General features: G+C 60.9%; 23 protein-coding genes. 15 read left to right on the top strand and 8 right to left on the bottom strand.

What is annotated here, in order from left to right; all coding sequences use genetic code 11:
- Nucleotides 1-10: 10 nt before the first annotated feature.
- Nucleotides 11-568, bottom strand: a complete 558-nt coding sequence (locus tag AB5I78_RS12200) for an NADPH-dependent FMN reductase (protein ID WP_369303227.1) — start codon at nt 566-568, stop codon at nt 11-13.
- 227 nt (nt 569-795) lie between these two features.
- Between AB5I78_RS12200 and AB5I78_RS12195 the strand changes: the two genes are divergently transcribed.
- Nucleotides 796-1,032: a hypothetical protein gene (locus AB5I78_RS12195; protein ID WP_106578721.1), complete on the top strand. Its 237-nt coding sequence runs from the start codon at nt 796-798 to the stop codon at nt 1,030-1,032.
- 60 nt (nt 1,033-1,092) lie between these two features.
- Here AB5I78_RS12195 and AB5I78_RS12190 read toward each other — a convergent pair whose 3' ends face one another.
- The gene (locus tag AB5I78_RS12190) at nt 1,093-1,437 is read right to left on the bottom strand and encodes a hypothetical protein (RefSeq protein ID WP_145165973.1); all 345 of its coding nucleotides are present in this window, start codon (nt 1,435-1,437) and stop codon (nt 1,093-1,095) included.
- 85 nt (nt 1,438-1,522) lie between these two features.
- Nucleotides 1,523-1,972 carry a type II secretion system major pseudopilin GspG gene (gene gspG, locus AB5I78_RS12185; RefSeq protein WP_369303226.1) on the bottom strand — a complete coding sequence of 150 codons (450 nt, stop codon included), beginning with the start codon at nt 1,970-1,972 and terminating at the stop codon, nt 1,523-1,525.
- A gap of 156 nt (nt 1,973-2,128) precedes the next feature.
- On the opposite strand from gspG, the gene AB5I78_RS12180 reads away from it, so the two are divergent.
- A complete protein-coding gene (locus tag AB5I78_RS12180; RefSeq protein ID WP_145165971.1) occupies nt 2,129-3,022 on the top strand; it encodes a LysR substrate-binding domain-containing protein in 894 nt (297 codons plus the stop codon).
- Here the strand turns inward: AB5I78_RS12180 and AB5I78_RS12175 are convergent.
- From AB5I78_RS12175 to AB5I78_RS12155, 5 genes are all read right to left on the bottom strand, one after another.
- A complete protein-coding gene (locus AB5I78_RS12175) occupies nt 3,019-3,600 on the bottom strand; it encodes a GNAT family N-acetyltransferase (RefSeq protein WP_119741603.1) in 582 nt (193 codons plus the stop codon). The two genes, AB5I78_RS12180 and AB5I78_RS12175, sit on opposite strands and share 4 nt — an antisense overlap.
- Nucleotides 3,601-3,609: 9 nt before the next feature.
- Nucleotides 3,610-5,865 carry an Orn/Lys/Arg decarboxylase N-terminal domain-containing protein gene (locus AB5I78_RS12170; protein WP_145165970.1) on the bottom strand — a complete coding sequence of 752 codons (2,256 nt, stop codon included), beginning with the start codon at nt 5,863-5,865 and terminating at the stop codon, nt 3,610-3,612.
- A 203-nt stretch (nt 5,866-6,068) separates the two neighbouring features.
- Nucleotides 6,069-6,809 carry a DNA polymerase III subunit epsilon gene (gene dnaQ / locus AB5I78_RS12165; protein ID WP_369303254.1) on the bottom strand — a complete coding sequence of 247 codons (741 nt, stop codon included), beginning with the start codon at nt 6,807-6,809 and terminating at the stop codon, nt 6,069-6,071.
- Between the two features lie 79 nt (nt 6,810-6,888).
- Nucleotides 6,889-7,341 (bottom strand): ribonuclease HI, encoded by a 453-nt coding sequence (gene rnhA / locus AB5I78_RS12160; protein ID WP_029291380.1) that lies wholly within the window; start codon nt 7,339-7,341, stop codon nt 6,889-6,891.
- Between the two features lie 84 nt (nt 7,342-7,425).
- The gene (locus AB5I78_RS12155; RefSeq protein ID WP_242197634.1) at nt 7,426-8,184 is read right to left on the bottom strand and encodes a class I SAM-dependent methyltransferase; all 759 of its coding nucleotides are present in this window, start codon (nt 8,182-8,184) and stop codon (nt 7,426-7,428) included.
- 65 nt (nt 8,185-8,249) lie between these two features.
- On the opposite strand from AB5I78_RS12155, the gene gloB reads away from it, so the two are divergent.
- The 13 genes from gloB to AB5I78_RS12090 all read left to right on the top strand — a co-directional run bounded on the left by gloB (nt 8,250) and on the right by AB5I78_RS12090 (nt 26,971).
- On the top strand, nt 8,250-9,017 hold the full coding sequence (gloB, locus tag AB5I78_RS12150; protein WP_369303225.1) for a hydroxyacylglutathione hydrolase: 768 nt from the start codon (nt 8,250-8,252) through the stop codon (nt 9,015-9,017).
- 98 nt (nt 9,018-9,115) lie between these two features.
- Entirely contained in the window at nt 9,116-10,528 is a 1,413-nt protein-coding gene (locus AB5I78_RS12145) for a transglycosylase SLT domain-containing protein (protein WP_145165966.1), read from the top strand.
- Between the two features lie 237 nt (nt 10,529-10,765).
- The gene (locus AB5I78_RS12140) at nt 10,766-12,595 is read left to right on the top strand and encodes an extracellular solute-binding protein (RefSeq protein WP_145165965.1); all 1,830 of its coding nucleotides are present in this window, start codon (nt 10,766-10,768) and stop codon (nt 12,593-12,595) included.
- Nucleotides 12,592-14,424 carry an extracellular solute-binding protein gene (locus AB5I78_RS12135; protein WP_369303224.1) on the top strand — a complete coding sequence of 611 codons (1,833 nt, stop codon included), beginning with the start codon at nt 12,592-12,594 and terminating at the stop codon, nt 14,422-14,424. The genes AB5I78_RS12140 and AB5I78_RS12135 overlap by 4 nt, the downstream gene beginning before the upstream one ends.
- Nucleotides 14,425-15,498, top strand: coding sequence for a microcin C ABC transporter permease YejB (locus tag AB5I78_RS12130; protein WP_119741592.1), 1,074 nt, complete (start codon nt 14,425-14,427; stop codon nt 15,496-15,498).
- A 1-nt stretch (nt 15,499) separates the two neighbouring features.
- Nucleotides 15,500-16,519 carry an ABC transporter permease gene (locus AB5I78_RS12125; RefSeq protein ID WP_106578708.1) on the top strand — a complete coding sequence of 340 codons (1,020 nt, stop codon included), beginning with the start codon at nt 15,500-15,502 and terminating at the stop codon, nt 16,517-16,519.
- A gap of 1 nt (nt 16,520) precedes the next feature.
- Nucleotides 16,521-18,134, top strand: coding sequence for an ABC transporter ATP-binding protein (locus tag AB5I78_RS12120; protein ID WP_369303223.1), 1,614 nt, complete (start codon nt 16,521-16,523; stop codon nt 18,132-18,134).
- Between the two features lie 1,348 nt (nt 18,135-19,482).
- Entirely contained in the window at nt 19,483-19,764 is a 282-nt protein-coding gene (locus AB5I78_RS12115) for a peptidylprolyl isomerase (RefSeq protein ID WP_010210937.1), read from the top strand.
- A gap of 130 nt (nt 19,765-19,894) precedes the next feature.
- Nucleotides 19,895-21,757, top strand: coding sequence for an extracellular solute-binding protein (locus AB5I78_RS12110; protein WP_369303405.1), 1,863 nt, complete (start codon nt 19,895-19,897; stop codon nt 21,755-21,757).
- Nucleotides 21,757-22,815, top strand: a complete 1,059-nt coding sequence (locus tag AB5I78_RS12105) for a microcin C ABC transporter permease YejB (protein WP_262209148.1) — start codon at nt 21,757-21,759, stop codon at nt 22,813-22,815. Before AB5I78_RS12110 ends, AB5I78_RS12105 begins: the two co-directional genes overlap by 1 nt.
- On the top strand, nt 22,815-23,837 hold the full coding sequence (locus AB5I78_RS12100) for an ABC transporter permease (RefSeq protein ID WP_178119753.1): 1,023 nt from the start codon (nt 22,815-22,817) through the stop codon (nt 23,835-23,837). Before AB5I78_RS12105 ends, AB5I78_RS12100 begins: the two co-directional genes overlap by 1 nt.
- A gap of 10 nt (nt 23,838-23,847) precedes the next feature.
- A complete protein-coding gene (locus tag AB5I78_RS12095; RefSeq protein ID WP_369303404.1) occupies nt 23,848-25,419 on the top strand; it encodes an ABC transporter ATP-binding protein in 1,572 nt (523 codons plus the stop codon).
- 145 nt (nt 25,420-25,564) lie between these two features.
- Nucleotides 25,565-26,971 (top strand): sigma-54 interaction domain-containing protein, encoded by a 1,407-nt coding sequence (locus tag AB5I78_RS12090; protein WP_369303403.1) that lies wholly within the window; start codon nt 25,565-25,567, stop codon nt 26,969-26,971.
- Nucleotides 26,972-26,994: the final 23 nt, after the last annotated feature.

The following is a 26,994-nucleotide window of genomic DNA, read 5'->3' as shown; positions in this document are numbered from 1 at the left end:
GGCAGACGCATCAGTCGGACTGCTTTTCTACCCACTTGCCGTAGGCGTCGATAAACGCCTGCAGGAACGGCCTGGTCTTTTCCGAGAGTTTTCCTGCGTCATCAAACACGCTGCCCGCGCCCCCCAGGTACGCTTCCGGTTGCTGCATGCACGGCACATCAAGGAATACCAGCGACTGGCGCAGGTGATGGTTGGCGCCAAAGCCGCCAATCGCTCCGGGCGACACACTGATGACCGCCCCCGGCTTGCCGCCCCAGACACTTTGCCCGTAAGGACGAGACCCTACGTCAATGGCATTCTTCAACGGTGCGGGCACGGAACGGTTGTATTCGGGCGTCACAAACAACACCGCGTCGGATGAGCGTACTTGCTGACGGAAACTACTGTAGGCTGCGGGCGGCGATGCTCCCTCGAGGTCTTCGTTGTAGAGCGGCAAATCGCCAATTTCCACAATGTTCAATTTGAGAGTGGCAGGGGCCAGATCGGCCAGGGCCAGGGCGACCTTGCGGTTGATCGAGTCTTTTCTCAAGCTGCCAACCAGGACGGCAATCGTGTAGACCTTGCTCATGGAGGTTTTCCCGACGTTTGACTAAGGAGCTTGCAGTTATAAAGTCTTCGCCGCAGGTTCACCAGAAGGTTTTGATAATTCCGCAGACGTTTGCCGAGCAGTGACTTGCGTAGGAAGACTCTGAAAACATCAGCGAATAGTATTTTTTTTCCATAGGTAAACTACCCCGCTCCATGACGGTCTACAGAACCGCAAATCGAGTGTTTATCTCCAGAGGTTCTAAACAGATGGCTGCAGTACTTGTCGGACAGTTCCATGCCAGAGACGCGGAAGGACGCGTGTATTCGGTGCATGAGTTCCAGGAATCCAACCCGGTGCAAGGCGACCTGGCTGGCTCGGCGCCTACCACTACCTACAAGCTGGCCATTGGCGATCGTGTAGAGAAACTGGAAGGCGATGAATTCAAATTGATCCAGTCGGGGACCATCATCGTCCGCGAATCGCAAACGACCCTCGCGTCATAAGATCTCGGCTTATCGACCTGCTCAGTCCTGGCCATTGATGGCATTGACTGGGCTGGGTGATCACGGCCGGCGTAGCTGCGTCACTTCCACGCCCTGCTCGCCCTCCACCTGCTTGAGCGTCACCATCAAACGCCCCCGCTCGCCCTCAACCGCATACAGCGAACGCTTGTAGCCCGGCGCGCCGTTAGCGGGATAGGCCACCACCTGCCTGATCAACACGACCTCCAGCACCGCCCCCACCTGCGCATCCACCTGTTCCTGGGAACGGATAAACGCCTCGAGTGCGCGGCTTTCCGGCGTGTGTTCATCGTGATTATCGAAGAGATAAGCAGCCACGCACCCCACGGTCACCAGCACCAGGAGTTGCTTGGCCGTTACCCCGAAGAAACGTGAGGGAATAGGCATTCGAGACCAGACCTGTTTTTGTTGTATTGGTCGTTATTGATCAGCGCAGCCATTCTAATCAGGTCGATGACTAATGCCAGATGAATCAGTTGTCGCCGTAGGTAATGTCCTTGTTATCGCCGAACCCGCCCAGCGTGCGGTCCTTGCCGAACGAAAACAGGTCGAACGCCGTGTTGGGCTGCGTCGCCGGGTAGTGGTACTGATAGGCAACGCCCCACGGGTCGGTCAACAACTCGTCACTGACGTAGGGCCCTTTCCACTTGGCGTCCTGCGCAGGCGGCGTGGTCAACGCCTCCAGACCTTCCTCATCGGTGGGGTAGCGACCCGTGTCTTGGTGAAACTGTTCGACCGCCTTGCCCAGCTCGGCCACCTGGGCCTTGGCCGTCGCGATCTCTGCCAGCGTCACATCACCAAACAAGCGCGGCCCCACCGCCAGGGCCAGCAAGCCAATGATGACCAGTACCACCAGCACCGCCCAGCGTGTAAAACCTTGCTGGGGTTGCGGTTTGCCTGTGACTGCGGTGTATCCGGGCATTGGAAGGGCTCCCTGTTGAACCTCGGTTGATACGCTCTTTATATGACCCGCTCGTTGCAGCGCACGCAAGGTGAACGTTAGACGACTCGCATCAAGGCCCGCGCTGTTTTTTTCCCAGCCATTGAATCCCCGCCCCACTGACCCTAGACTCCGGCGATGCGTTTACGTCATATCGAAGTGATTCAGGCCATCTTGCAGACCGGACACCTCGGCACGGCCGCCGAGTGGTTGCAACTTCCCGTGGGCGATGTAGACGCAACGCTCAAGGATGCCGAGCAGCAACTGGGCTTCATGCTGTTTGCCAGTGTGCGCGGGCGTTTGCAAGCGACGCGCGAAACACTCGAGCTGCAGGCACACATCAGTCACCTCTATGAGGCGCTGGAGCCGGTGCAACGCCTGGCCAGCCGCTTGAAACTCCATCACGCTCCGGCCTTGCGCGCGCTGTGCACCCCGCCGCTGGCCAATCAGTTGTTGCCGCAAAGCATCGCCGTACTGCGCCGGCGCTTCCAGGACACGCCGTGCAACCTGTCGAGCCAGCCGACCCGCGAGATCGTCAGAAGCCTGCTGCTGCACGAAGCCGATGTGGGCCTGAGCCTGCATGACCCGCAACACCCGCAAATCCAGAGCAGCGTGTTGGCCGAGGGCAAGCTGCAATTGCTCGCCCCCCATGGCTGGCTGAAACCCAAACAAAAGTACATCGCCTTGCAGGACCTGGCCGGGCAATCGCTGATCGGGCTTGAAGGGCATGACCCGTTGAGCCGCTTGCTGGACGCCAAGCTGCAGGCCCTGCGCCCGCTGCCGGTGGTGCAGACGCGGGTGCAGACCTACCAGATGATGCGCAGCATGGTGGAAGCCGGCGAAGGCCTGGCGATTGTCGACCCGTTCACCGCGTCCGGTGCGCGCGAGGCTGGGCTGGATGCATGCCCGGTGTCGCCGCCGATCATGGTCAGCCTGTACGCGCTGACTCTCAAGGACGCGGAGACGTCACCGGCACTCAATGCGTTGCTGGACATTGTCACGCAGAAGGCCGATAGCCTGCTGGCGAGTTAAACCTGTTCGAGCTCGGTCTTGAACAACCGGTACCAGAAAATCGCCACTTCACGGGTCTGCGGATCGATGCCGCGATAACGCAGCTGATCAATCCCGCCCATGACATAGCCGCAACGCTCATACAGACGACAGGCGCCGAGGTTGTTGTTCTGGGTTTCCAGCATCATGCCCGGCAGGTTTTTCTTGCGACTCCAGAATTGCGCCACGTCCAGCAAGGCCTTGGCCACCCCATGACGGCGCGCAGGCAAGGCCACCGCCAGCTCGTCGACGTGGGCAAAGCCGTTCCAGTTGGTGCTGACCACGATATGCCCCACCGCACGGTCATCCAGGTACGCCATGAAGATCGCGCTGTCAGGCGCATCGCGAAAACTGGCGAACTCTTCCGGGTCGATGCCATAACATTTGCGGTACGGCAGGATGCGCTCAACGGCCCACTGGTCGACGCGTTTGCCCATCTCCGGCACGCCGTAGGCACTGACCTCAAAACTGAAATCATTGCCCCACACGTAGGCATCAAAACCTTCATCGGCGACCCGTACGCTGAGCCCCGGGTACTTCGGGTTCATTACAGCTTGCATAAACATCCTTTACCCTTTGATGCAATCGACGGTGTAACAACGACCACCGCCGTCGTCTTCGTGTTGCAACCCATGAACATCGGCGACAAAACCGGGAAAACTGCTATCGAACGTCCTCGCGAACGCCAGGTAGTCAATGATCGATCGGGTCGACTCGGTAAAGCGCTCACCCGGCATGATCAACGGAATGCCCGGCGGATAAGGCACCAGCATCACGGCTGCGATGCGACCTGGCAAGGCGTCAATCGACACCGCCTCCACTTCGCCCCTGACCAACTGGTCGTAGGCGTCAGCCGGTTTCATCGCGATTTGCGGCAACACCGTGTACATGCGCTTGAGGTGTTTGGCCGTGGCATTGCTGCGATAACAGCCGTGCAACTGGTCACACAGGTCGCGCAAACCGAGGTTCTGATAGCGTGCCGGCCCTTGTTTAAACACCGAGGGCAAGCAACTGGCCAGGCTGACATTGGCGTCGTAATTGCGCTTGAACTCCAGCAGTTCGGTGAGCAAGGTACTCCATTTGCCTTTGGTGATGCCCATGGAAAACAGCACAAGGAAGGAATACAGGCCGGTTTTTTCCACCACCAACCCGCGCTCCCAGAGGAACTTGCTGACCACCGCGGCGGGAATCCCGCAGTCGCTCAAGGCGCCGCCAGCGTTCAGGCCGGGCATCACCAGGGTCACTTTGATCGGGTCAAGCAGCACATAGTCTTCGGCCACATCGCCAAATCCGTGCCAGTCGTCCTGCGGATGCAACAGCCAGTCCGCGGTGACAACCCGATCGATACCCGCCACCGAGGGCGGTTGCCAGATAGAGAACCACCAGTCCTCGGCGGCGATGTGCTGGCGCAGGTTGGCCAGGGCGCGCCGAAAACTCAACGCCTCATCAAACATTTCCTGCAGCAGTGAACGCCCGGCGGGGCCTTCCATCATCGCCGAGGCCACGTCCAGCGACGCGATGATGCTGTACTGCGGCGAGGTAGAGATGTGCATCATGAATGCTTCGTTGAAACGATCACGGTCCAGCTGCCGCGCGCCGCCGTCCTGCACATGAATCATCGAGGCCTGGCTGAAGGCCGCCAGCAGCTTATGGGTTGAGTGCGTGGTAAACACCAGAGGGCTGTCGGGCGTGCGTGAAGTGCCCATGCCGTAACGCCCGGCAAAGAACTCGTGAAACGCCGCGTAGGCGTACCAGGCTTCGTCAAAATGCAACACCTCGACACTGTTGCCCAATTGTTGCTTGATCAGCTCGGCGTTGTAGCACAGGCCGTCATAGGTGGAGTTGGTGACTACCGCCATCTTCACTTTCGGTGGCCGGCCACGCGTCAGAGGGCTGGCTGCAATTTTGGCGCGGATCGACTCGGGGCTGAACTCGCTCAAGGGAATCGGGCCGATGATCCCCAGTTCGTTGCGTTCCGGGCACAGGTACAGCGGGATCGCACCGGTCATGATGATCGAGTGCAGCACCGACTTGTGGCAGTTGCGGTCCACCAGCACCAGGTCGTCACGGCCGACCATGGAGTGCCAGACGATCTTGTTGGCCGTGGAGGTGCCGTTGATCACAAAGAACGTATGATCGGCGCCAAAGTTACGCGCGGCGCGGGCTTCGGCTTCGGCCAAGGGCCCGGTGTGATCGAGCAGCGAGCCGAGTTCCGGCACCGACACGGACAAGTCCGAACGCAGCGTGTTTTCGCCGAAGAACTGATGAAACGCCTGCCCCACCGGGCTTTTACGATACGCCACGCCGCCGCCATGGCCGGGCGTGTGCCAGGAGTAATTGGAGTCAGCGGTGTGTTGCACCAGGGCTTTGAAGAAAGGCGGCAGCAAGCCATCCAGGTAAGTGCGCGCCGCGCGAGCCACTTGTCGCGCCAGAAACGGCACGGTGTCTTCAAACAGATAAAGAATCCCGCGCAACTGGTTGAGCTCACTCATGGCATCGGCGGGCGCGTTTTCCAGAGTGACTTGCTCGCCCAGGGCAAAGATCGGCAGGTTGGGCGCCCGCACCCGCGCCAGGCGGATCAGTTCGACCATGTTTTGCAGCAAGTGGGTATTTTCCCCGGCACCTTCAGCGGCGATCAACATACACGCCAGCCCGTGATGGGTAGAAGCCACCAGGCGGCCCTCGGCGTAATCCACTGCAGAAAAAATACTGAAGCCTTCTTGTTCCAGCTCGTGGGCGATGCCTCGAACCCGGTCACCGGCAACGGTGTCGGCCTTGATATCACGGTGCACAATCAGAACAGGAAACTTCAGGTCTTTGTACATGAGTGCGGGCAGTCCCCAGGGCTATGTACTCAGGGTAGAAGCTGGGAGCGGATGTGGCGAATGAAGATTTCCAAGGCGCTGCAAATCAACAGTGGGAGCTGGCTTGCCTGCGATGGCGGTGGATCAGTCACAGATATGTTGGCTGGCCTACCGCTATCGCAGGCAAGCCAGCTCCCACATTTTTTAACCGTGTTCGACCGAGGCTATTGCTGGGTCAGCTGCGACCACAACGCCGGCACGCCCGCCGACTTGGCAATCGCTTCCAGCCGCGCCGCGTGCTCGGCCAGATCCTGCTCACTGGCACGGATGATGGTGGTCGGCTTGCGATCAGCCGGCAAGCGGCGGATTTCCGAAGGGCGATTACCCGAGCCCTCTGCCGAGCCGGTACCGTCGGAGGCGTTACCGGCCAGGGACAGGCTGGTTTGCCCGCCGGTCATGGTCAGGTAAACGTCGGCCAGAATCTCGGAGTCGAGCAAGGCGCCGTGGAGTTCACGGCCGGAGTTGTCGACGCCGTAGCGTTTGCACAAGGCATCCAGGCTGTTGCGCTGGCCCGGGTGACGCTCGCGCGCCATCATCAAGGTGTCGAGGATCGAGCAATGCCGGGAAATATCCGCACGCTCGGTCTGCCCCATCAGGGCAAATTCGTTATTGATGAAGCCGACGTCGAACGCCGCATTGTGGATGATCAGCTGGGCGCCGTTGATGAATTCGAAAAACTCGTCAGCCACTTCGGCGAAGCGCGGCTTGCCCTTGAGGAACTCGTCGGTGATGCCGTGGACGCCGATCGCTCCCTCGTCACTGTCACGGTCCGGTTGCAGGTAGACGTGGAAGTGACGCCCGGTAAGACGGCGACCCATCAATTCGACACAGCCGATTTCGATGATCCGGTGACCATCGGTCACCGGCATGCCGGTGGTTTCGGTATCGAGTACAACAGATCGGATGGCCATCAGGGTTCAGCTCTCAACGGTGGTATGCACTGTGGTGTGCGTCAAAGGGCGCGATGTTAACACGTCAGTCGGCTCAGCTCTGTTTGTAGCCGCGCACTTCATCCACACCCCGGTTGGCCAACTGGTCGGCGCGCTCGTTGCCGGGGTGACCGATGTGCCCACGCACCCATTTCCAGGTGATGTTATGGCGATTGCATTGCTCATCGAGCAACTGCCAGAGGTCGGCGTTCTTCACCGGTTCCTTGGCTGCGGTTTTCCAGCCGCGCTTTTTCCAGTTGACCATCCACTCGTTGATGCCCTTCATCACGTACTGCGAGTCGGTCACCAACAGCACGTCACAACGGCGCTTGAGCTCTTCCAGGCCACGAATGGCACCCATCAGCTCCATGCGGTTGTTGGTGGTATTGGCTTCGCCGCCCCACAATTCCTTCTCCACGCCCTTGCACACCAGCAAGGCGCCCCAGCCGCCGGGGCCGGGGTTGCCTTTGCAGGCGCCATCGGTGAAGAGTTCTACGCTATCGGTCATCGGTTGCATCCATCAAAACGGGCTGGCGATCATCGACCGACAGTATCCCGAGGCCGAAAAATTCGGCGGTCATCAAAAAGAGGTTTACGGTTCGCTTTGCTTGCGATTGACCTTGGCCATCGGCATCGGCACCAGCTTGCCCATGGGCTGGCGCTGCACCTGACGCACCGGCCGCAGCCCGACCACGATCTTGCGCGCGACCAATAAATAGAAGCCGCCACCCGACAATTGCCAGGCGCCCGCCCGGCGCTCCCAGCCCGCCAGACGGCCTTGCCACTTGGCCGACGCAAGCGGCGGACGATAGCACCCGAAGCGGCGTTTCTCCAGCGCAAAGCCCAGCAGGTTCAGCCAGTCGCCCACCCGCGACGGCGAGATGCAGCGTGCCTGGCGCAGGCCATCATGGGCGAACACATGGCGAAGACCCCAGCTGCTCCAGGGGTTGATGCCGACAATCAGCAAATGGCCCCCCGGGCGCACACTGCTCGCGGCTTCGCGCAACAAACCATGGGGCGACAGGCAAAAATCCAGGCCATGCTGCAACACCACCACGTCGGCGGCGTGCTCGCTCAAAGGCCAGGCCTGCTCCTCGCAGACGATCTCCACACCCGGCAACGGCGCACCGAGGCGCACATTGCGCTGCACCTGCGGCGCAGAAGGCGGCGTCTGCGCAGACGGACCGTAATGCACCAGATAGCCCCCAAAGAACCGGCCCAACTCGTCTTCGAGCATGCGCCGTTCTTCATCCAGCAAAAATTGCCCGATCGGCCCGGACAGCCATTCACGGGCTGCGCCGATCAGGGCCAGCCACTCAGGATCGGCCTGGGCGAACGCTTTATCAGTCATTGCATTCTCCAACTCGCCTAGACGTTCTAAGATGCACCAATGTGTTCAGCTTGGCGAATCGAAGAATGATACAGATCAGTGCCCTACCCGCCTTCACCGACAACTACATCTGGTTGTTACAAGACCCGCAAACCCTGCGCTGCGCCGTGGTCGACCCCGGCGATGCCGCGCCGGTGCTGGCCTGGCTCGAACAAAATCCGCAGTGGGCCCTCAGCGACATCCTGATCACCCACCATCACCATGATCATGTCGGCGGCGTCGAGCAACTCAAACGTGTGACAAACGCCAAGGTCTACGGGCCGGCAAACGAGAACATCCCGGCGCGGGACGTCGCGTTGCAGGACAACGACCGTGTCAGCGTACTGGGCCTGGACTTCGACATTTATAGCGTACCGGGCCATACCCTCGGCCATATCGCCTTTTACCATCAAGGCTTGCTGTTCTGTGGCGACACGCTGTTTGCCGCCGGCTGCGGCCGTCTGTTCGAAGGCACGCCGCAACAGATGTACACCTCGCTGAAACGCCTTGCCGCCCTGCCAGCCGAGACCCTGGTGTACTGCACCCACGAATACACACAAAGCAACCTCAAATTTGCCCAGGCGGTGGAGCCTGACAACGCCGATATTGCCGAACGGGTCGAGCAGGTCAAGCAATTGCGGGCCCACGGCGAGATGACGTTGCCGTCCAACCTCGCCCTGGAAAAACGTACTAACCCTTTTTTGCGTACCGCCGAAACATCCGTTAAACAAAAAGCGGACGAACGGAATGGGCGCGATAACCGCTCTGGGGCCGAGGTGTTTGCTAGCTTGAGGGCGTGGAAAGATAAGTTCTAAGCGGATCCAATCTGATACGGATTTTCTGAATGGTTGACCGGAACCAAAGCGCTTTCTAGAATCGCCCGACATTTTTGCCCGGAACTTACTTCCAGCCAATGTCGTCATCTATTCGTAAATCCATTTCTTCAGACGCATTGACCCGCCTGGCTCAAGCCGTGGCGGTGGCTGTGTCCGCTACTCTGGCGGGCTGCCAATCGACTCATTTCGCTGCACAATCCACCGTGCAACCCAAACCCAATCTTGCCGCCAAGATCAAGCAAAAACCTATTTGGCTCTCAGAGAAGCCCAGCCCCGAAGTGCCCCAGGATGTCTGGGAACGCATGCGACGGGGCTTTCAATTGCAGGACGGCCTGGGCGTCAACCCGCGCATCGAGCAACAGCGTTTGTGGTTCGCCAGCAACCCGTCCTTTTTGGAGAACGCCGGAGAACGCGGCAGCCTCTACATTCATTACATCGTCGAACGCCTTGAAGAACGCAACATGCCTCTGGAGCTGGCGCTGCTGCCAGTGATTGAAAGTGCCTACAACCCAATGGCCTACTCGCGCAGCGATGCAGTCGGCTTGTGGCAGTTCATTCCCTCCACCGGGCGCTACTTCAACCTGCGCCAGACCCGCGCCTACGACGGGCGCCGCGACATCACCGCCTCCACCACCGCCGCCCTGGACTACCTGACACGTCTGCATGACATGTTCAACGGCGACTGGCTGCTGGCCCTGGCGGCGTACAACGCCGGGGAAGGCACGGTCAGCCGGGCCATCGAGCGTAACGAAAAGCTCGGCCTGCCGACCGACTACTGGAACCTGCCCCTGCCCCAGGAAACCAAGGACTACGTGCCCAAGTTCCTGGCATTGTCCCAGGTGGTGCTGGCCCCCGAGGCCTATGGCGTCAACCTGAGCCCGATCGCCAACACCCCGTACTTCGAAGTGGTTGAAGTCAAGCAAAGCATGGACCTGTCACGGGTTGCCGCGCTGGCTGAAATCGATGAAGACGAACTGTTCCAGCTCAACCCGGCCCTGAAACAACGCACCACCCTCGACGGCCCTCAGCACTTGCTGGTGCCGAGTTCCAAGGCGCATCTGCTCACCAGCACGCTTTCGATGATGAAGCCCGAAGAACTGCTGGCCATGCGCCCGAAAAAGCAGGTGTTCGACGAAGTTGAGACCGCGCGCGTGGCCGGGCGCAGCCGCAGCTACAAAGTGCGCAGTGGCGACAACCTCACGCTGATCGCCAAGGCGAACAGGGTCGATGTGCATGACCTGCAGCGCTGGAACAAGCTCAACGGCCAGGCCCTCAAGGTCGGTCAGACCCTGGTGATGCAGGATACGCGCAAGCTGGTGGCCAAGGCTGACAGCAAGAAGCCGGTGCAGTACAAGGTCAAAAAAGGCGACTCGCTGTACATCGTCGCCAAGCGCTTCAACGTTGAGATGCAACACCTCAAGCGTTGGAACCCGCGCACCGGCCAGGCACTCAAGCCAGGCCAGATGCTGGTGGTTTCCGGGCCAAGGTAAACCTGCGTAAACGCTGGCCCGTGTGGGAGCTGGCTTGCCTGCGATGCAAACACCTCGGTGCATCAGTTGCACCGAGTTGATGCTATCGCGGGCAAGCCCGCTCCCACATTTGTTCTGCACACTGTTCAATACCTTATCAGCCCCTGACCAGGAGCTTTCCAACAGCCTTTTTCCAGCCGGAACAAGCTGTTACTGTACCGATCATAAAGCCCAAGCCGCCTGGATCGGATCTCTGACTTGAAGCGTCCCCTCCTTCTACTAATAAGTCTGGCCTTGAGCTTTGCGGCGAACGCGACGATTACCGAGAGCCACGGTTATACGCAGTTCGGCACACTCAAGTACCCGGCCAAATTCACCCACTTCGATTGGGTAAACCCTGCAGCGCCAAAAGGCGGGACACTGCGGGTCATGGCATTTGGCACCTTCGATACGCTCAACCCCTACACCTTCAAGGGCTCAAGCCCGGTTTCCACGCCCAATTTCCTGCAATACGGCGTCAATGAGCTGAACGAGCCGTTGATGGTCGGCACCGGCCAGTACGCGCCGTCCGGCGATGAACCCACCTCCAGCTACGGGCTGATCGCCCAGTCGGTGGAATACAGCGAGGACCGCAGTTGGGTGGTGTTCAACCTGCGCCCCGAAGCACGTTTCCACGATGGCAAGCCGATCACCGCCTATGACGTGGCGTTTTCCTATCGCACGCTGCTGACCGAAGGCCACCCGCAATACCGCACCAACCTGCAGGAAGTGGCGCGGGTCGATATCCTCAACCGCCATCGCATTCGCTTTGTGTTCAAGCGTGCCGGCAACCCGCTGCTGATCCTGCGCCTGGGCGAGCTGCCGGTATTGCCCCAGCACTACTGGAAAAACCGCGACTTCAAGGCCACGACCTTTGAGCCGCCGTTGGGCAGCGGTCCCTATCGCATCACCAAGGTCACGCCTGGCCGGCAGTTGGTGTTCGAGCGGGTCAAGGATTACTGGGGCAAAGACCTGCCGGTGAACCAGGGTTTCTACAACTACGACAACGTCGAAGTGGAGTTCTACCGCGACAGCGACGTGGCGTTCGAAGCCTTCAAGGCCGGCGAATTCGATATCTATATCGAGCACCAGGCCAAGAACTGGGCCACCGGCTATAACTTCCCGGCAGTCAACCGCGGCGACGTGATCAAGGCGCAGATCGCCCACCAGATCCCGACCCAGAGCCAGGGCCTGTTCATGAACACGCGGCGGCCGACCTTTGCCCAGACCAAGGTGCGCGAGGCCCTGGGGTTGATGTTCGACTTTGAATGGACCAACCGCACCCTGTTCAGCAGCGCCTATAAACGCACCCTGAGTTACTACCCCAACAGCGAGTTTTCCGCGACTGGCGTGCCGGTGGGCCATGAGTGGCTGATGCTCTCGCCGTACCGCGACCAGCTGCCGCCCAACCTGTTTACGCAAGCCTTCAGCCTGCCGCAGACCGACGGTCGCGGCATTCCGCGCGACACCCTGCGCCGCGCCCTGGCGTTGCTGGGCGAAGCCGGCTGGAAGCTGTCGGGACAGCGCCTGCTCAACAGTGACGGGCAACCGCTGCGCTTCGAGATCCTGCTGGTCAACCCGAACCTGGAGCGCATCCTGCAGCCGTATGTCGAGAACCTCATCAGCATCGGCATCGACGCACGCCTGCGTACCGTTGACCGCGCGCAATACAAACAGCGCCTGGATCAGTTCGACTTCGACATGATCCTGATCACCCTCAACCAGACCTTGAGCCCGGGCCTTGAGCAGTGGCAGTACTTCCACTCCAGCCAGGCCGGTATCAAGGGCAGCAAGAACTACGCCGGCATCGCCAACCCGGTGGTCGACCGCCTGCTGGAACAACTGCTGGCGGCGCAGACCCGCGAAGAACAACTGGCCGCCGGCCGCGCGCTGGACCGGGTGCTGCTGTGGCAGCACTACAGTATTCCCAACTGGTACCTCAACTATCATCGCTTGGCGTACCGCAACCGGTTCGCCTTTGTCACCACGCCGCCTTACAGCCTGGGCCTGAGCGCGTGGTGGCTGAAAGCTTCGGAGAAAGCCCAATGATGAATTTGCGCAACGCATTCCTGAGCGGCCTGTTGCTGTGCAGCGCGGCCCACGCCGCGCCGCAACACGCGTTGACCCTCTACAACGAGCCGCCCAAGTACCCCGCCGACTTCAAGCACTTCGACTACGTAAACCCCGACGCGCCCAAGGGCGGCACCTTTCGCGAATCGAGCATGGGCGGCTTCGACAGCCTCAACCCCTACATCAGCAAGGGCGTGCCCGCAGACAACCTGCCGTTGATCTACGACACCCTGGCCATGCAAAGCCTGGACGAGCCTGTGACTGAATACGGGCTGGTGGCCGGCAAGATCGAAAAGGCCCCCGACAACAGCTGGGTGCGATTCTACCTGCGCCCCGAAGCGCGCTTTCACGATGGGCACCCGATCCGCGCCGAAGACGTTGTCTTCACCTTCCAGACCTTGCTCAAGGACGGCTCGCCGCTCTACCGCACCTACTACGCCGACGTCGATGAAGTGGTGGCCGAAGACCCGCTGCGCGTGCTGTTCAAGTTCAAACGCACCAACAACCGTGAGTTGCCACTGATCCTCGGCCAGTTGCCGGTATTGCCCAAGCATTTTTGGGCCACCCGTGACTTTGCCAAGGGCAACCTGGAAATACCGCTGGGCAGCGGGCCGTACAAGGTGGCGCAGGTCAAGGCCGGGCGCATGGTTCGCTATGAGCGCGTGAAGGATTACTGGGCCAAGGACCTGCCGGTCACCCAGGGTTTCTACAACTTCGATAACCGCATCACTGACTATTACCGCGACAGCACCGTGGCGCTCGAAGCCTTGAAAGCCGGGCAATTCGACTACTGGCTGGAATTTAGCGCGAAGAACTGGGCCAACGCCTACAACATCCCGGCCGTCACCCAGGGAAGGCTGATCAAGGAAGAAATCCCCAACGGCAACCCCACCGGCATGCAGGGTTTTGTGTTCAACACCCGCAAGCCGATGTTTCAGGATGTGCGGGTGCGCAAGGCGATCAGCCTGCTGCTGGATTTCGAGTGGAGCAACAAACAGCTGTTCAACGGCGCCTACACGCGCACCCGCAGTTACTTTGAAAACTCGGAAATGGCCGCCACCGGCCTGCCGGGCCCGGATGAAACGGCAATCCTGGAGCCGTTTCGCGACAAGCTTCCCGCCGAAGTCTTCACCCAGGCGTTCGAGCCCGCCAAGACCGACGGCAGCGGCATGATCCGCACCCAGCAGCGCGAGGCCTACCAGTTGCTGCAGGAGGCTGGCTGGAAGATCGTCGACGACAAGATGGTCGACACCACCGGCACACCGGTGACCATCGAGTTTCTGCTGACCCAGACCGACTTCGAACGCGTATTGCTGCCGTTCAAACGCAACCTGGCGGACCTGGGCATCAATCTGGTGATCCGCCGCGTTGACGTCTCGCAGTACATCAACCGCCTGCGCTCTCGCGACTTCGACATGCTGGTGGGCAGTTTCCCGCAATCGACCTCACCGGGTAACGAACAACGCGAATTCTGGGCCTCTTCCAGTGCCGACAAACCCGGCAGCCGCAACTACATGGGCCTCAAGGACCCGGTCATCGACCAACTGGTCGAACAGCTGATCGATGCAGACTCGCGCAAAAGCCTGGTGGCCCACGCCAAAGCCCTCGACCGGGTATTGCAGTTCGGCTACTACGTGATCCCCAACTGGCACATCAAAACCTTCCGTGTGGCCTATTGGGATCACCTGGGCCACCCCAAAGTCCCGCCACGCTACGACGTCGGCATCGCCACCTGGTGGGCCAAACCTGACGTAAAACCAGCCGTTACCCTGGACACAAGCGCCGATCCGGCGAGCGGAGGCGATTAAATGCTGGCCTATATTGTTCGCCGCCTGTTGCTGATCATCCCCACGCTGTTCGGGATTTTGCTGATCAACTTCATCATCATCCAGGCCGCTCCCGGTGGCCCGGTGGAACAGATGATCGCCAAGCTCGAAGGGTTTGAAGGCGCCACCAGCCGTATCGCCGGCGGCGGCGCCGAAGTGTCGGTGGCCGGTTCCAGCTACCGCGGCGCCCAGGGCCTGGACCCGGCGCTGATCAAGGAAATCGAGAAGATGTACGGCTTCGACAAATCGGCGCCGGAACGGTTGTGGATCATGGTCAAGAACTACGCCCGGCTGGATTTCGGCGACAGCTTCTTCCGTGACGCCAAAGTCATCGACCTGATCAAGGAAAAGATGCCGGTGTCCATTTCCCTTGGGTTATGGAGCACGCTGATCATGTACCTGGTGTCGATTCCGCTGGGGATCGCCAAGGCCACGCGCCACGGCAGCCACTTCGACGTGTGGACCAGTTCGGCAATCATCGTCGGTTATGCGATCCCGGCGTTCCTGTTTGCGATCCTGCTGATCGTGGTATTTGCCGGCGGCAGTTACCTGGACTGGTTCCCCTTGCGCGGGCTCACCTCGAACAATTTCGACGAACTGAGCTGGAGCGGCAAGATCCTCGATTACTTCTGGCATTTGGCCCTGCCCGTCACGGCGCTGGTGATCGGCAACTTTGCGACCATGACGCTGCTGACCAAAAACAGCTTCCTCGACGAGATCAACAAACAGTACGTGGTCACCGCCAAGGCCAAGGGCCTGACCCACCACCGCGTGCTCTACGGCCATGTGTTTCGCAACGCGATGCTGTTGGTGATTGCCGGCTTCCCATCCGCCTTTATCGGCATCTTCTTCACCGGCTCGTTGCTGGTGGAAGTGATCTTCTCCCTCGACGGCCTGGGCCTGATGAGCTTTGAAGCGGCGATCAACCGCGACTACCCGGTGGTGTTCGGCACGCTGTTTATCTTCACCTTGCTGGGGCTGGTGGTGAAACTCATCGGCGACCTCACTTACACCCTGGTCGATCCGCGTATCGACTTTGCCAGCCGGGAGCATTGAGATGAACCTGTCCCCCCTCAATCGCCGCCGGTTCGAGCGTTTCAAGGCCAACAAGCGTGGCTGGTGGTCGCTGTGGCTGTTCCTGATCCTCTTTGTACTGAGCCTGGGCGCGGAGTTGATCGCCAACGACAAGCCCTTGGCCGTGCACTTTGACGGTGACTGGTACTTCCCGGCGCTCAAGCGCTACCCGGAAACCGCCTTTGGCGGCGAATTCCCGCTGGAGGCCAACTACAAGAGCCCGTACATCCAGGAACTGCTCAAGGCCAAGGACGCCTGGACGCTGTGGGCGCCGATCCCGTTCAGCTACCAGAGCATCAACTACGACTTGAAAGTACCGGCGCCCGCCCCGCCCTCGTCGGTCAACCTGCTGGGCACCGATGACCAGGGCCGCGATGTACTGGCGCGAGTGATTTACGGGTTCCGCGTGTCGGTGCTGTTCGCCCTGACCCTCACCGTGCTCAGCTCGATCATCGGCGTGATCGCCGGCGCCTTGCAGGGGTTCTACGGTGGCTGGGTCGACCTCGCCGGGCAGCGTTTTCTGGAGATCTGGTCCGGCTTGCCGGTGCTGTACCTGTTGATCATCCTCGCCAGTTTTGTGCAGCCCAACTTCTGGTGGCTGCTGGGGATCATGCTGCTGTTTTCGTGGATGAGCCTGGTCGATGTGGTGCGCGCCGAATTCCTGCGCGGGCGCAACCTCGAATACGTGCGCGCGGCTCGCGCGCTGGGCATGCAGAACGGCGCGATCATGTTCCGGCACATCCTGCCCAATGCCATGGTGTCGACCATGACCTTCATGCCGTTCATCCTCACCGGCGCCATCGGCACCCTCACCGCGCTGGATTTTCTCGGCTTCGGCCTGCCAGCCGGCTCGCCGTCACTGGGCGAACTGGTGGCCCAGGGCAAATCCAACCTGCAAGCGCCGTGGCTGGGCATCAGTGCCTTTGCCGTGCTGGCGATCATGTTGAGTTTGCTGGTGTTTATCGGCGAGTCCGCTCGCGATGCCTTCGACCCGAGGAAATGAGATGAATCAGGACAATCTGATCGAAGTCCGCGACCTCTGTGTCGAGTTCGTCACCGGCGACCATCACCACCGGGTGGTCAATAACGTCAATTTCGATATCAAACGCGGCGAAACCCTCGCCCTGGTCGGCGAAAGCGGCTCGGGCAAATCGGTCACTGCCCACTCGATCCTGCGCCTGCTGCCCTACCCGCTGGCCCGCCACCCGGCCGGCACCATCACCTATTCCGGGCAAGACCTGCTGACGCTCAAAGAAAAAACCATCCGGCATATTCGCGGCAACCGTATTGCGATGATCTTCCAGGAGCCGATGACCTCGTTGAACCCGCTGCATTCGATTGAAAAGCAGATCAACGAAGTGCTCGGCCTGCACAAGGGGCTCACTGGCAAGGTCGCCACCCGACGTACTCTGGAATTGCTTGAGCTGGTGGGCATTCCCGAGCCGCACAAGCGCCTCAAGGCCTTGCCTCACGAGCTGTCCGGCGGCCAGCGGCAGCGGGTGATGATCGCGATGGCCCTGGCCAACGAGCCGGAGTTGTTGATCGCGGATGAACCGACCACGGCCCTCGACGTGACGGTGCAGTTGAAGATTCTTGAGTTGCTCAAGGAGTTGCAGGCGCGCCTTGGCATGGCGTTGTTGCTGATCAGCCATGACTTGAACCTGGTGCGGCGCATCGCCCACCGCGTGTGCGTGATGCAGAAGGGTTGCATCGTCGAGCAGGCTGACTGCGAGACGCTGTTCCAGTCGCCCCAGCATCCTTACACCCAGGAGTTGCTGGCGGCGGAACCCAGTGGCGGGCCTGCGGCCAACGAAGTCGGGCCGCCCTTGCTGGAAGTTGATGACCTGAAGGTGTGGTTTCCGATCAAAAAAGGTTTTTTGCGTAACACCGTGGATTACGTCAAGGCGGTGGACGGTATCAATTTCAGCCTGCCTCAGGGTCAGACCCTGGGCATTGTCGGTGAGAGCGGTTCGGGCAAATCCACCTTGGGCCTGGCGATTCTGCGTTTGATCGCCAGCAAAGGCGGGATTCGTTTTGAGGGCCAGCAGCTGGACCGGCTGACTCAGCAGCAGGTGCGCCCGTTGCGGCGGGAAATGCAGGTGGTGTTTCAGGACCCGTTTGGCAGCTTGAGCCCGAGGATGAGCGTCAGCGAGATTGTTGGCGAGGGGTTGCGGATTCACAAGATGGGCACGGCTGTTGAGCAGGAGGCCGCGATTATTGCGGCGCTGCGTGAGGTTGGGCTGGATCCGGAGTCGCGGCACCGTTATCCGCATGAGTTTTCCGGGGGGCAGCGGCAGCGGATTGCCATTGCCCGTGCGCTGGTGCTCAAGCCGCGCCTGATTTTGCTGGATGAGCCGACCTCGGCGCTGGACCGTACGGTGCAGCGGCAGGTGGTGGAGTTGTTGCGCAGTTTGCAGGCCAAGTACAACCTCACCTATCTGTTTATCAGCCATGACTTGGCGGTGGTGAAGGCCTTGAGTCACCAGTTGATGGTGGTCAAGCATGGGCAGGTGGTGGAACAGGGGGAGGCTTCGGCGATTTTTGCTGAGCCGCAGCATGTTTATACGCGGCAGTTGTTGGAGGCGGCGTTTTTGGTGCCTGCTGGGGTCTCGGGGTGACGGGGTGTATATCCGTTACTGGGTGATGGCTGAGGTTGGTTTCGCCCTTACGGCGAGTCACTTTTAGAGCCCAAAAGTAACCAAAAGGCTCTTGCCCCACCACTCGGCACCTCGCTTAGGCTCGGTGTGCCCTCACGCAGGCATTACTCCGCGGGCCGCCGCGACGGGGCGTCCCTGCCCCGTCGCGGCTAAACCGGCGTCCTGCCGGTTTACCCGCTCCGTACTACCTGCGTTCGGCCAGCGTGGTTTAACGGGGCGCCTAAAATCAAAATCAAAAGCAGAGCACGGCGGCCTAGTAGCCGACCTGAGTGGTTAGATCAAAAGCGGAAGCGAGGCGGCCTGACAGCCGACCTGATCCTTGAAGCTCAACCCAATTCTATGTGGGAGCGGGCTTGCCTGCGATGGCATCTACTGGGTTTCACTGATAGACCGAGGTGCCTGCATCGCAGGCAAGCCAACTCCCACAGAAAAGCAAAGCGGTGCGGTGCTGGCGGCTGAACTCGGTCAACTTGTGGGAGCGGGCTTGCTCGCGAATGCGGTGTGCCAGTGACATATGAGCTAACTGACCCACCGCATTCGCGGGCAAGCCCGCTCCCACATTTGGAGCTCTGTGCATCAGGTAGATGGGTGTCGGTTGTACTCGGTTAAAGGTGGGAGCTGGCTTGCCTGCGATGGCATCTACTGGGTTTCACTGACAGACCGAGGTGCCTGCATCGCAGGCAAGCCGGCTTCCACAGAAAAGCATAAGCAGTGCGGTGGTGGAGGCTGAACTCGGTGAAATTGTGGGAGCGGGCTTGCTCGCGAATGCGGTGTGCCAGTGACACAAGAGCTGACTGACCCACCGCATTCGCGGGCAAGCCCGCTCCCACATTTGGAGCTCAGTGCATCAGGTAGAGGTGTGTTGATCTGCTATTGCCCTGCTTTTGCTTCTACCACTCAGGTCGGCTTTCAGGCCGCCGTGCTCTGCTTTTGATCTTGCTTTTGATCTGACAGGCCCCGTCAACCACGCTGGCCGAACGCAGGCTTGAATCCGTGGGTAACCCGGCAGGACGCCGGGTTAGCCGCGTTGGGCCATGGATGGCCCGTCGCGGCGGCCCACGGATTCAAGCCGGAGTGAGGGCATGCCGAGCCTAAGCGAGGCACCGAGTGGTGGGGCAAAGACCTTTTGGTTACTTTTGGGGCGTTTGCCAAAAGTGACCCGCTGTAAGAGCGGAACCGCCAGTGGCCGTTACCGCAGCAACGGATATGCCCCCAACCCAAACCCAACCCAAACCCAACGGAACTTTGCCAACAAATAACCGCCTGAATCCGGTACGCTCACCCTTTTTAATTCAAGGAGTTACTCCCCATGGCCAAAGCCACCGCCCGTCACATCCTCGTGTCCACTGAAGACAAGTGCAACGAACTCAAGGCCCAAATCGAAGGCGGCGCCGATTTCGCAGAAATCGCCAAAGCCAACTCCAGCTGCCCGTCCAGCCGCGACGGCGGCAACCTCGGTTCGTTCGGCCCAGGCCAGATGGTCAAAGAATTCGACACCGTCGTCTTCAGCGCCCCGGTCAACACCGTGCAAGGCCCGGTCAAGACCCAGTTCGGCTACCACCTGCTGGAAGTCACCAGCCGCCAGGACTGATCCAGTCTGTGCTGATGCTATAAACAACGGCCCGCCTTTTGGTGGGCCGTTGTGCATGTGATGACTGGCAAGGCTTAAGTCGATAACGTACACATCTCTATTCTTCTTCACCCGGCGCTCAAGGCTGACAATGCGATTGGCTTTTTCCATAAAACTCTGCAGCTCCGCCCTGGCCCTGCTGCTGGCCAGCACCGCTGTGATCGCGGCCCCGCAGACCTACCTCACGGTCTACGGCGAACCGGCCAAGTACCCCGCCGGCTTCAGCCATTTCGACTACGCCAACCCCAACGCCCCCAAAGGCGGCAGCCTGCGGCGCTCGGCCATCGAGATCGGGCGTTTTGACCATGTGCTGCCGTACATCGACAAAGGCATCGGCGTCTCCCAGGTCGACGGCTGGCTCTACGCCCCGCTGGCCCAGCGCTCCCTGGATGAGCCCTACACCGTCTACGGCCTGGTCGCCGAGAAGATGGAACGCGCTGACGACGGCCTGTCCCTGCGCTTCTACCTGAACCCCAAGGCGCGCTTCGCCGACGGCACGCCGATCACCGCCGAAGACGTGCGTTACAGCTTCGATCTATTGATGACCCAAGGCAGCCTGCGCTTTCGCACCCTGTTCGCCGACGTCAAGCACGTCGAAGTCGAAGGCGAGCGCCAGGTGCGCTTCGATTTTTCCAGCAATGAAAACCGCACCCTGCCGCTGGATATCGCCACCTTGCCGGTGTTTCCCGAGCACTGGTGGAAAACCCGCGACTTCGCCAACGGCGGCGGCTACGAAGCCCCGCTGGGCAGCGGCCCGTACAAGGTCAGCAAGATCGACTCCGGCAGCACCATCACCTTCACCCGCGACCCGGACTGGTGGGGCAAGGACTTGCCCGTCAGCCGTGGCCTGTACAACTTCGATCACCTGAGCCTGGAGTACTTCGGCGATACCGAAGTGGCCCGTCAGGTGCTGCGCGGCGGCGCCTACGACTTCAACCGTGAGTTCTCCGCCACCGGCTATTCCATCGGCTACAACGGCCCGGCGCTGGACGACGGCCGCCTGCAACGCGCGCACCTGGCCAAAGAGATGCCGCAACCGGCCCAGGGCTATGTGTTCAACGTGCAAAAGCCGATGTTCAAGGATCGCCGCGTGCGCCAGGCCCTGGCGATGCTGTGGGATTTTGAATGGGCCAACCGGCAGATGATGCGCAACCTGTACATTCGTCAGCAGAGCTATTTTTCCAATAGCCCGCTGGCCGCCAGCCAGTTGCCAACCCAGGAAGAGCTGGCCATTCTTGAACCGCTGCGCGATCAAGTGCCCGCTGAGGTGTTCACCCAAGTGTTCAAGGCGCCGGTCACCGACGGCAGCGGCATGATTCGCGACAAACAGCTGCAAGCCCTGGCGCTGCTGGAAGCGGCGGGCTGGAAACCCAAGGGTGACAAGCTGGTCAACGCCGACGGCGAGCCGCTGGAGTTCACCTTCCTCAATGCCCAGCCCGGCCTGGAACGCCTGCTGTTGCCGTACAAGCGCAACCTGGCGCAGATCGGCATCACCCTGAATATCCGCCGCATCGACTCCTCGCAGTATGTGAACCGCATGATGGCCCGTGATTACGACATGATCGTCGTCGGCTTCCCAGTCACCACCTCGCCGGGCCTGGAGCTGTACAACTACTTCGGCTCGCAGGCGGCTTACGATCCCGGCGCCAATAACTACATGGTGCTTAAAGACCCGGCCGTCGACACGCTGATCAGCGGCCTGGTCAAGGCCACGACCCAGGCGCAGATGCTCACCTACGCCCATGCCCTGGACCGCGTGCTGCAATGGAATTACCTGTGGATTCCCAACTACTACCCGCCCGGCACCTCGGCCGCGTGGTGGAACCGCTTCGGCCGGCCGGCGATCGAGGCCAGGAACGACGAGGCCCTGGAAACCTGGTGGGAAATCAGCCCCACGCCACTGACCAATGAACAAATGAACGCCGAGTTGAAAAAACGTGGAGGGACCCGCTGATGTTTGCCTATATCGTGCGGCGCCTGCTGCTGATCATTCCGACGCTGGTGATCATCCTGCTGGTCAACTTCGTCATCGTCCAGGCCGCACCGGGCGGCCCGGTTGAACAGGCCATCGCGCACTTGCAAGGGATTGGCGGCGGCGGCATCGGCGGCGGTTCCGGCGAAAGTATCAGCGGCTCCCGCGCCAGCCGCGGCCTGGACCCGAAACTGATCAAGGACATCGAAAAACAATACGGCTTCGACAAGCCCGCCCCGGAACGCCTGTGGCTGATGCTCAAGAACTACGCGCAGTTGGACTTCGGCAACAGCTTCTTTCGCGGCTCGACGGTGATCGACCTGATCCTGGAAAAAATGCCGGTGACGATTTCCCTCGGCCTGTGGGCCACGTTGATCACCTACCTGGTGTCGATCCCCTTGGGAATTCGCAAGGCGGTGCGCCACGGCAGCAGTTTTGACGTGTGGAGCAGCACCGCCATCGTCATCGGTTACGCAATGCCGGCGTTCCTGTTTGCGATGTTCCTGATTGTGGTGTTTGCCGGAGGTACGTCGCTGAACTGGTTCCCGGTGCGCGGGCTGGTCTCGGAGAATTTCGACGAGCTGAGCACCGTGGGCAAGGTTGCCGACTACTTCTGGCACCTGGTGCTGCCGGTCACCGCGCTGGTGATCGGCGGGTTCGCCACGCTGACCATCCTGACCAAAAACTCTTTCTTGAATGAAATTACCCGCCAATACGTGGTCACTGCCCGCGCCAAGGGTTTAAGCGAACGGCGCGTGCTCTACGGCCACGTATTTCGCAACGCCATGCTGCTGGTGATCTCGGGGATTCCCCAGGCGTTTATCAGCGTGTTTTTCGCAGGTTCCCTGCTGATCGAGGTGATTTTCTCCCTCGACGGCCTGGGCCGCATGAGCTATGAAGCCGCCGTGTCCCGGGACTACCCGGTGGTGTTCGGCTCGCTGTTTATCTTCACCCTGTTTGGCCTCTTGATAAAACTCATCGGTGACCTCTGCTACACCCTGGTGGACCCGCGTATCGACTTCGCCGCGAGGAACGCCTGATGCTTGATTTGTCTCCGGTGGCGCGTCGGCGTTTCGAGCGCTTCAAGAAAAACCGTCGCGGCTGGTGGTCGCTGTGGCTGTTTATCGGCCTGTTTATCCTGACCCTGGGCGGCGAGCTGATCGCCAATGACAAGCCCTTGGTGCTCAGTTTCAAAAACGAGCTGTATTTCCCGGTGTTCAAGCGTTACACCGAGCAGCAGTTTGGCGGGCAACTGCCGTTCCAGGCCGACTACCGCAGTGACTACGTGCAAAAGCTGATCAAGCAGGACGGCGGCTGGATGCTGTTCCCGCCGATCCCGTTCAGCGATGACACGCCCAATTACGAACTGAGCCGCCCTGCCCCCAGCCCGCCCTCGGCAGTGAACTGGCTGGGCACCGATGATCAGTCCCGCGATGTGCTGGCGCGGGTGATCTTTGGCGCGCGCGTGTCGATCCTGTTCGCGCTGGCGCTCACGGCCATCAGCGCCGCCATCGGCATTGCCGCCGGCGCTTTGCAGGGTTATTACGGCGGCTGGGTGGACTTGCTGGGCCAGCGCGTTCTGGAAGTCTGGTCCGGGCTGCCGGTGTTGTACCTGCTGATCATCCTGTCAGGGTTCGTCGAGCCGAATTTCTGGTGGCTGCTGGGGATCATGGCGCTGTTTTCCTGGCTGGCACTGGTGGACGTGGTGCGCGCCGAGTTCCTGCGCGGGCGCAACCTGGAATACGTCAAGGCCGCACGGGCCCTGGGCCTGGGCGATGGCAAGATCATTGGCCGGCATATCCTGCCCAATGCCATGACCGCCACCTTGAGCTACCTGCCGTTTATTTTGACCGGGGCGATTTCCACCTTGAGCGCCCTGGATTTCCTCGGGTTCGGCATGCCGGCAGGCAGCGCGTCGCTGGGCGAACTGATCGCCCAGGGCAAGCAGAACCTGCAGGCGCCCTGGCTGGGCCTGACGGCGTTTTTCACCTTGGCGCTGATCCTGTCGTTGCTGGTTTTTATCGGCGAGGCATTGCGTGATGCCTTCGACCCCCGCTCATGAGTGACTGCCTATGAACCTCATTGAAATCCGCGACCTCAGTGTCGCCTTCAGCGGCCAGACCGTGGTGCGCAACCTGTGCCTGGACGTGCGCCAGGGCGAATGCCTGGCGCTGGTCGGCGAGTCGGGCTCGGGCAAGTCCGTGACGGCGCATTCGATCCTGCAACTGCTGCCCGAAGCCGGCACGCACACCACGGGCTCCGTGAAGTATCGCGGCCAGGAACTGATCGGCGCCTCTGCCGCCACGTTGCAGAAGCTGCGCGGCAACCGCATTGCAATGATCTTCCAGGAGCCGATGACCTCGCTCAACCCGCTGCACAGCATTGAAAAACAGATCGGCGAAACCCTGCTGCTGCACAAGGGCCTGGGCGGCAAGGCGGCGCAGGCGCGCATCCTTGAATTGCTCGAGCTGGTGGGTATCCAAAAGCCCAGGGAGCGCCTCAAGGCCTATCCGCATCAGCTCTCCGGCGGCCAGCGCCAGCGCGTCATGATCGCCATGGCCCTGGCGTGTGAGCCGGAACTGTTGATCGCCGATGAACCGACCACCGCGCTGGACGTGACCGTGCAGCGCAAGATCCTGCTGCTGCTCAAATCCTTGCAACAACGCCTGGGCATGTCACTGCTGCTGATCAGCCATGACCTCAACCTGGTGCGCAGCATTGCCCAGCGCGTGTGCGTGATGCGCGGCGGTGAGATTGTCGAGCAGGCCGACTGCCAGACGCTGTTCAACGCACCGCAACACCCGTACAGCCGCCTGTTGCTGGATGCCGAGCCGGCCGGCGAGGCGCTGTGCAGTGATGAGCGTGAAACGGTGTTGCAGGTCGATGACCTGTCGGTGCAGTTCCCCCTCAGCGGCGGGCTGTTTCGGCGCAAGACCTACCTGCGCGCGGTGGACGGCATCAGCCTCAGCGTGCAGCGCGGCAAGACCCTGGGGATTGTCGGCGAGTCTGGCTCGGGCAAATCGACCCTGGGCCAGGCGATCCTGCGCCTGCTCGATTCCACCGGCAGCATCCGCTTCCAGGGTGAAGCGCTCGACCCGCTGAATAATCAGCAAATGCGCCCGTGGCGCAAGCAGATGCAGGTGGTGTTCCAGGACCCTTACGGCAGCCTCAGCCCACGCATGTCGGTGGAGCAGATCATCAGCGAAGGCCTGGAAGTGCATGCGCCGTGCAGCCTGGCCGAGCGCGATGCGCAAGTGGTGCAGGTGCTCAAGGACGTGGGCCTCGACCCCGCCAGCCGCCACCGTTACCCCCACGAGTTTTCCGGTGGGCAGCGCCAACGCATCGCCATCGCCCGCGCGCTGGTGCTCAAGCCGGCTCTGATGCTGCTGGACGAACCGACCTCGGCGCTGGACCGCACGGTGCAAAAACAGGTGGTGGCGTTGCTGCGTGAGTTGCAGGAGAAATACGGCCTGACCTACCTGTTTATCAGCCATGACCTGGCCGTGGTGCGCGCCATGGCGCATGACATGATTGTGGTCAAGGACGGCAAGGTGGTGGAGCGCGGTGCGAGCCATAGCGTGTTCGAATCGCCACAGCATCCGTACACCAAAGAGCTGCTGGCGGCGGCGCACATCCCCTTGTAGGAGCACTTTCTCCCCTGTGGGAGCGGGCTTGCTCGCGAAGGCGGTGTGTCAGCCAATACCTGCGGCACTGATACACCGCTTTCGCGAGCAAGCCCGCTCCAACAGGATTGCGACTCCACCCTCCATTTGTGTTGACGGCATAAATATGAACATCAGCGACAGCCTCAAGGACTACCAACAGGTTCGCGGCCTGGCCATCCAGTCGCTGTTCGAAATCATCGAGCAGTCCAGCGAAGGCACGGTGATTGTCGATCGCGACGCCAATATCGTGTGGATGAACGAGCGCTACGCCAAGCGTTTCGGGCTCAAGAGCGCCGACGAAGCCATCGGCCAACCCTGCGAGCAGGTGATTTCCAACAGCCTGCTGCGCCAGGTGGTGCGCAATGACCAGCCGATTTTGCTGGACATCCAGGACACGCCCAAGGGCCCGCTGGTGGTGATGCGCCTGCCCATTCACGATGATGCCGGCGTGGTGATCGGCGCGATTGGCTTTGCGCTGTTCGATGAGTTGCGCAACCTCTCGCCGCTGATCGAGCGATACCTGAGCATGCAGCAGGAGCTGGCGTCCACCCGCTCGCTGCTGCGCTCGCGGCAGAGCAAATACAACTTCGCGCACTTTATCGGCACCAGCGCGGCCAGCCTGGACGTCAAACGCCGGGCGCGGCGCAGTGCGAATGCGCAGTCGCCGGTGTTGTTGCTGGGTGAAACCGGCACCGGCAAAGAACTGCTGGCCCAGGCGATTCACGGCGCCTCGCCGCGTGCACACAAAGCTTTTGTCAGCATCAACAGCGCGGCGATTCCCGCGGACCTGCTTGAAGCCGAATTCTTCGGCACTGCGCCGGGGGCCTTTACCGGGGCCGACCGCAAGGGCCGTCCCGGCAAACTGCAGATTGCCCAGGGCGGCACGCTGTTTCTCGACGAGATCGGCGACATGCCTCTGCCGCTGCAGAGCAAACTGCTGCGGGTGTTGCAGGAAAAGGAATACGAACCGGTCGGTTCCAACGAAATGCTGCACAGCGATGTGCGGGTGATCGCGGCCACGTCCACGGACCTGGAAGCGGCGATCAAGCGCGGCGAGTTTCGCGCGGATTTGTATTACCGGCTGAATGTGTTGCCGATCCAGGTGCCGCCGTTGCGCGAACGCCTGGATGACATCCCGGCGTTGAGCGAGGCGATTCTGGAGGAGCTGCGCAGCCAGCATGAACTGGACCGCGAGGCACTGGCGTTGCTGGCGCAGCATGCGTGGCCGGGGAATATCCGCGAGCTGCGCAATGTGCTGGAGCGCGCGGCCCTGCTGAGCGATGACCTGGTGTTGGATGCTGAGGAGATTCGTGCGGCGATTGGCACGTTCAGCCCGGTGGCGCGTGGCGCCGTAGAGACCGTTCAAGGCGAGACGTTCGCAGCGGCGCGGGAGCGGTTTGATCGGCAGGTGATTGAGTCGGCGTTGGCGGCGTGTGAAGGCAACGTCGTGGAGGCAGCCAAGCGTTTGGGGCTGGGCCGGTCGACGCTGTACAAGAAGATGGTGGCGCTGGGTATTGCCCAGTCTCAATAAAGAGACACGATTCTCACTATAAA

Origin of the sequence: Pseudomonas sp. N2-3-1-14 (assembly GCF_041228395.1) — a bacterium.
Classification (GTDB): domain Bacteria; phylum Pseudomonadota; class Gammaproteobacteria; order Pseudomonadales; family Pseudomonadaceae; genus Aquipseudomonas.
Note: the sequence above shows the minus strand (reverse complement) of the source record. Positions and strands in the feature narration are given on the sequence as shown.

Coding starts and splice junctions, on each gene's coding strand:
- AB5I78_RS12175 (WP_119741603.1), bottom strand. CDS start 3,600: ATGCAAGCTGTAATGAACCCGAAGTACCCGGGGCTCAGCGTACGGGTC.
- AB5I78_RS12200 (WP_369303227.1), bottom strand. CDS start 568: ATGAGCAAGGTCTACACGATTGCCGTCCTGGTTGGCAGCTTGAGAAAA.
- AB5I78_RS12155 (WP_242197634.1), bottom strand. CDS start 8,184: ATGACTGATAAAGCGTTCGCCCAGGCCGATCCTGAGTGGCTGGCCCTG.
- AB5I78_RS12125 (WP_106578708.1), top strand. CDS start 15,500: ATGAACCTGTCCCCCCTCAATCGCCGCCGGTTCGAGCGTTTCAAGGCC.
- gloB (WP_369303225.1), top strand. CDS start 8,250: ATGATACAGATCAGTGCCCTACCCGCCTTCACCGACAACTACATCTGG.
- AB5I78_RS12170 (WP_145165970.1), bottom strand. CDS start 5,865: ATGTACAAAGACCTGAAGTTTCCTGTTCTGATTGTGCACCGTGATATC.
- AB5I78_RS12115 (WP_010210937.1), top strand. CDS start 19,483: ATGGCCAAAGCCACCGCCCGTCACATCCTCGTGTCCACTGAAGACAAG.
- AB5I78_RS12110 (WP_369303405.1), top strand. CDS start 19,895: ATGCGATTGGCTTTTTCCATAAAACTCTGCAGCTCCGCCCTGGCCCTG.
- AB5I78_RS12195 (WP_106578721.1), top strand. CDS start 796: ATGGCTGCAGTACTTGTCGGACAGTTCCATGCCAGAGACGCGGAAGGA.
- AB5I78_RS12130 (WP_119741592.1), top strand. CDS start 14,425: ATGCTGGCCTATATTGTTCGCCGCCTGTTGCTGATCATCCCCACGCTG.
- AB5I78_RS12190 (WP_145165973.1), bottom strand. CDS start 1,437: ATGCCTATTCCCTCACGTTTCTTCGGGGTAACGGCCAAGCAACTCCTG.
- AB5I78_RS12180 (WP_145165971.1), top strand. CDS start 2,129: ATGCGTTTACGTCATATCGAAGTGATTCAGGCCATCTTGCAGACCGGA.
- AB5I78_RS12120 (WP_369303223.1), top strand. CDS start 16,521: ATGAATCAGGACAATCTGATCGAAGTCCGCGACCTCTGTGTCGAGTTC.
- AB5I78_RS12095 (WP_369303404.1), top strand. CDS start 23,848: ATGAACCTCATTGAAATCCGCGACCTCAGTGTCGCCTTCAGCGGCCAG.
- AB5I78_RS12100 (WP_178119753.1), top strand. CDS start 22,815: ATGCTTGATTTGTCTCCGGTGGCGCGTCGGCGTTTCGAGCGCTTCAAG.
- AB5I78_RS12105 (WP_262209148.1), top strand. CDS start 21,757: ATGTTTGCCTATATCGTGCGGCGCCTGCTGCTGATCATTCCGACGCTG.
- gspG (WP_369303226.1), bottom strand. CDS start 1,972: ATGCCCGGATACACCGCAGTCACAGGCAAACCGCAACCCCAGCAAGGT.
- AB5I78_RS12145 (WP_145165966.1), top strand. CDS start 9,116: ATGTCGTCATCTATTCGTAAATCCATTTCTTCAGACGCATTGACCCGC.
- AB5I78_RS12090 (WP_369303403.1), top strand. CDS start 25,565: ATGAACATCAGCGACAGCCTCAAGGACTACCAACAGGTTCGCGGCCTG.
- rnhA (WP_029291380.1), bottom strand. CDS start 7,341: ATGACCGATAGCGTAGAACTCTTCACCGATGGCGCCTGCAAAGGCAAC.
- AB5I78_RS12135 (WP_369303224.1), top strand. CDS start 12,592: ATGATGAATTTGCGCAACGCATTCCTGAGCGGCCTGTTGCTGTGCAGC.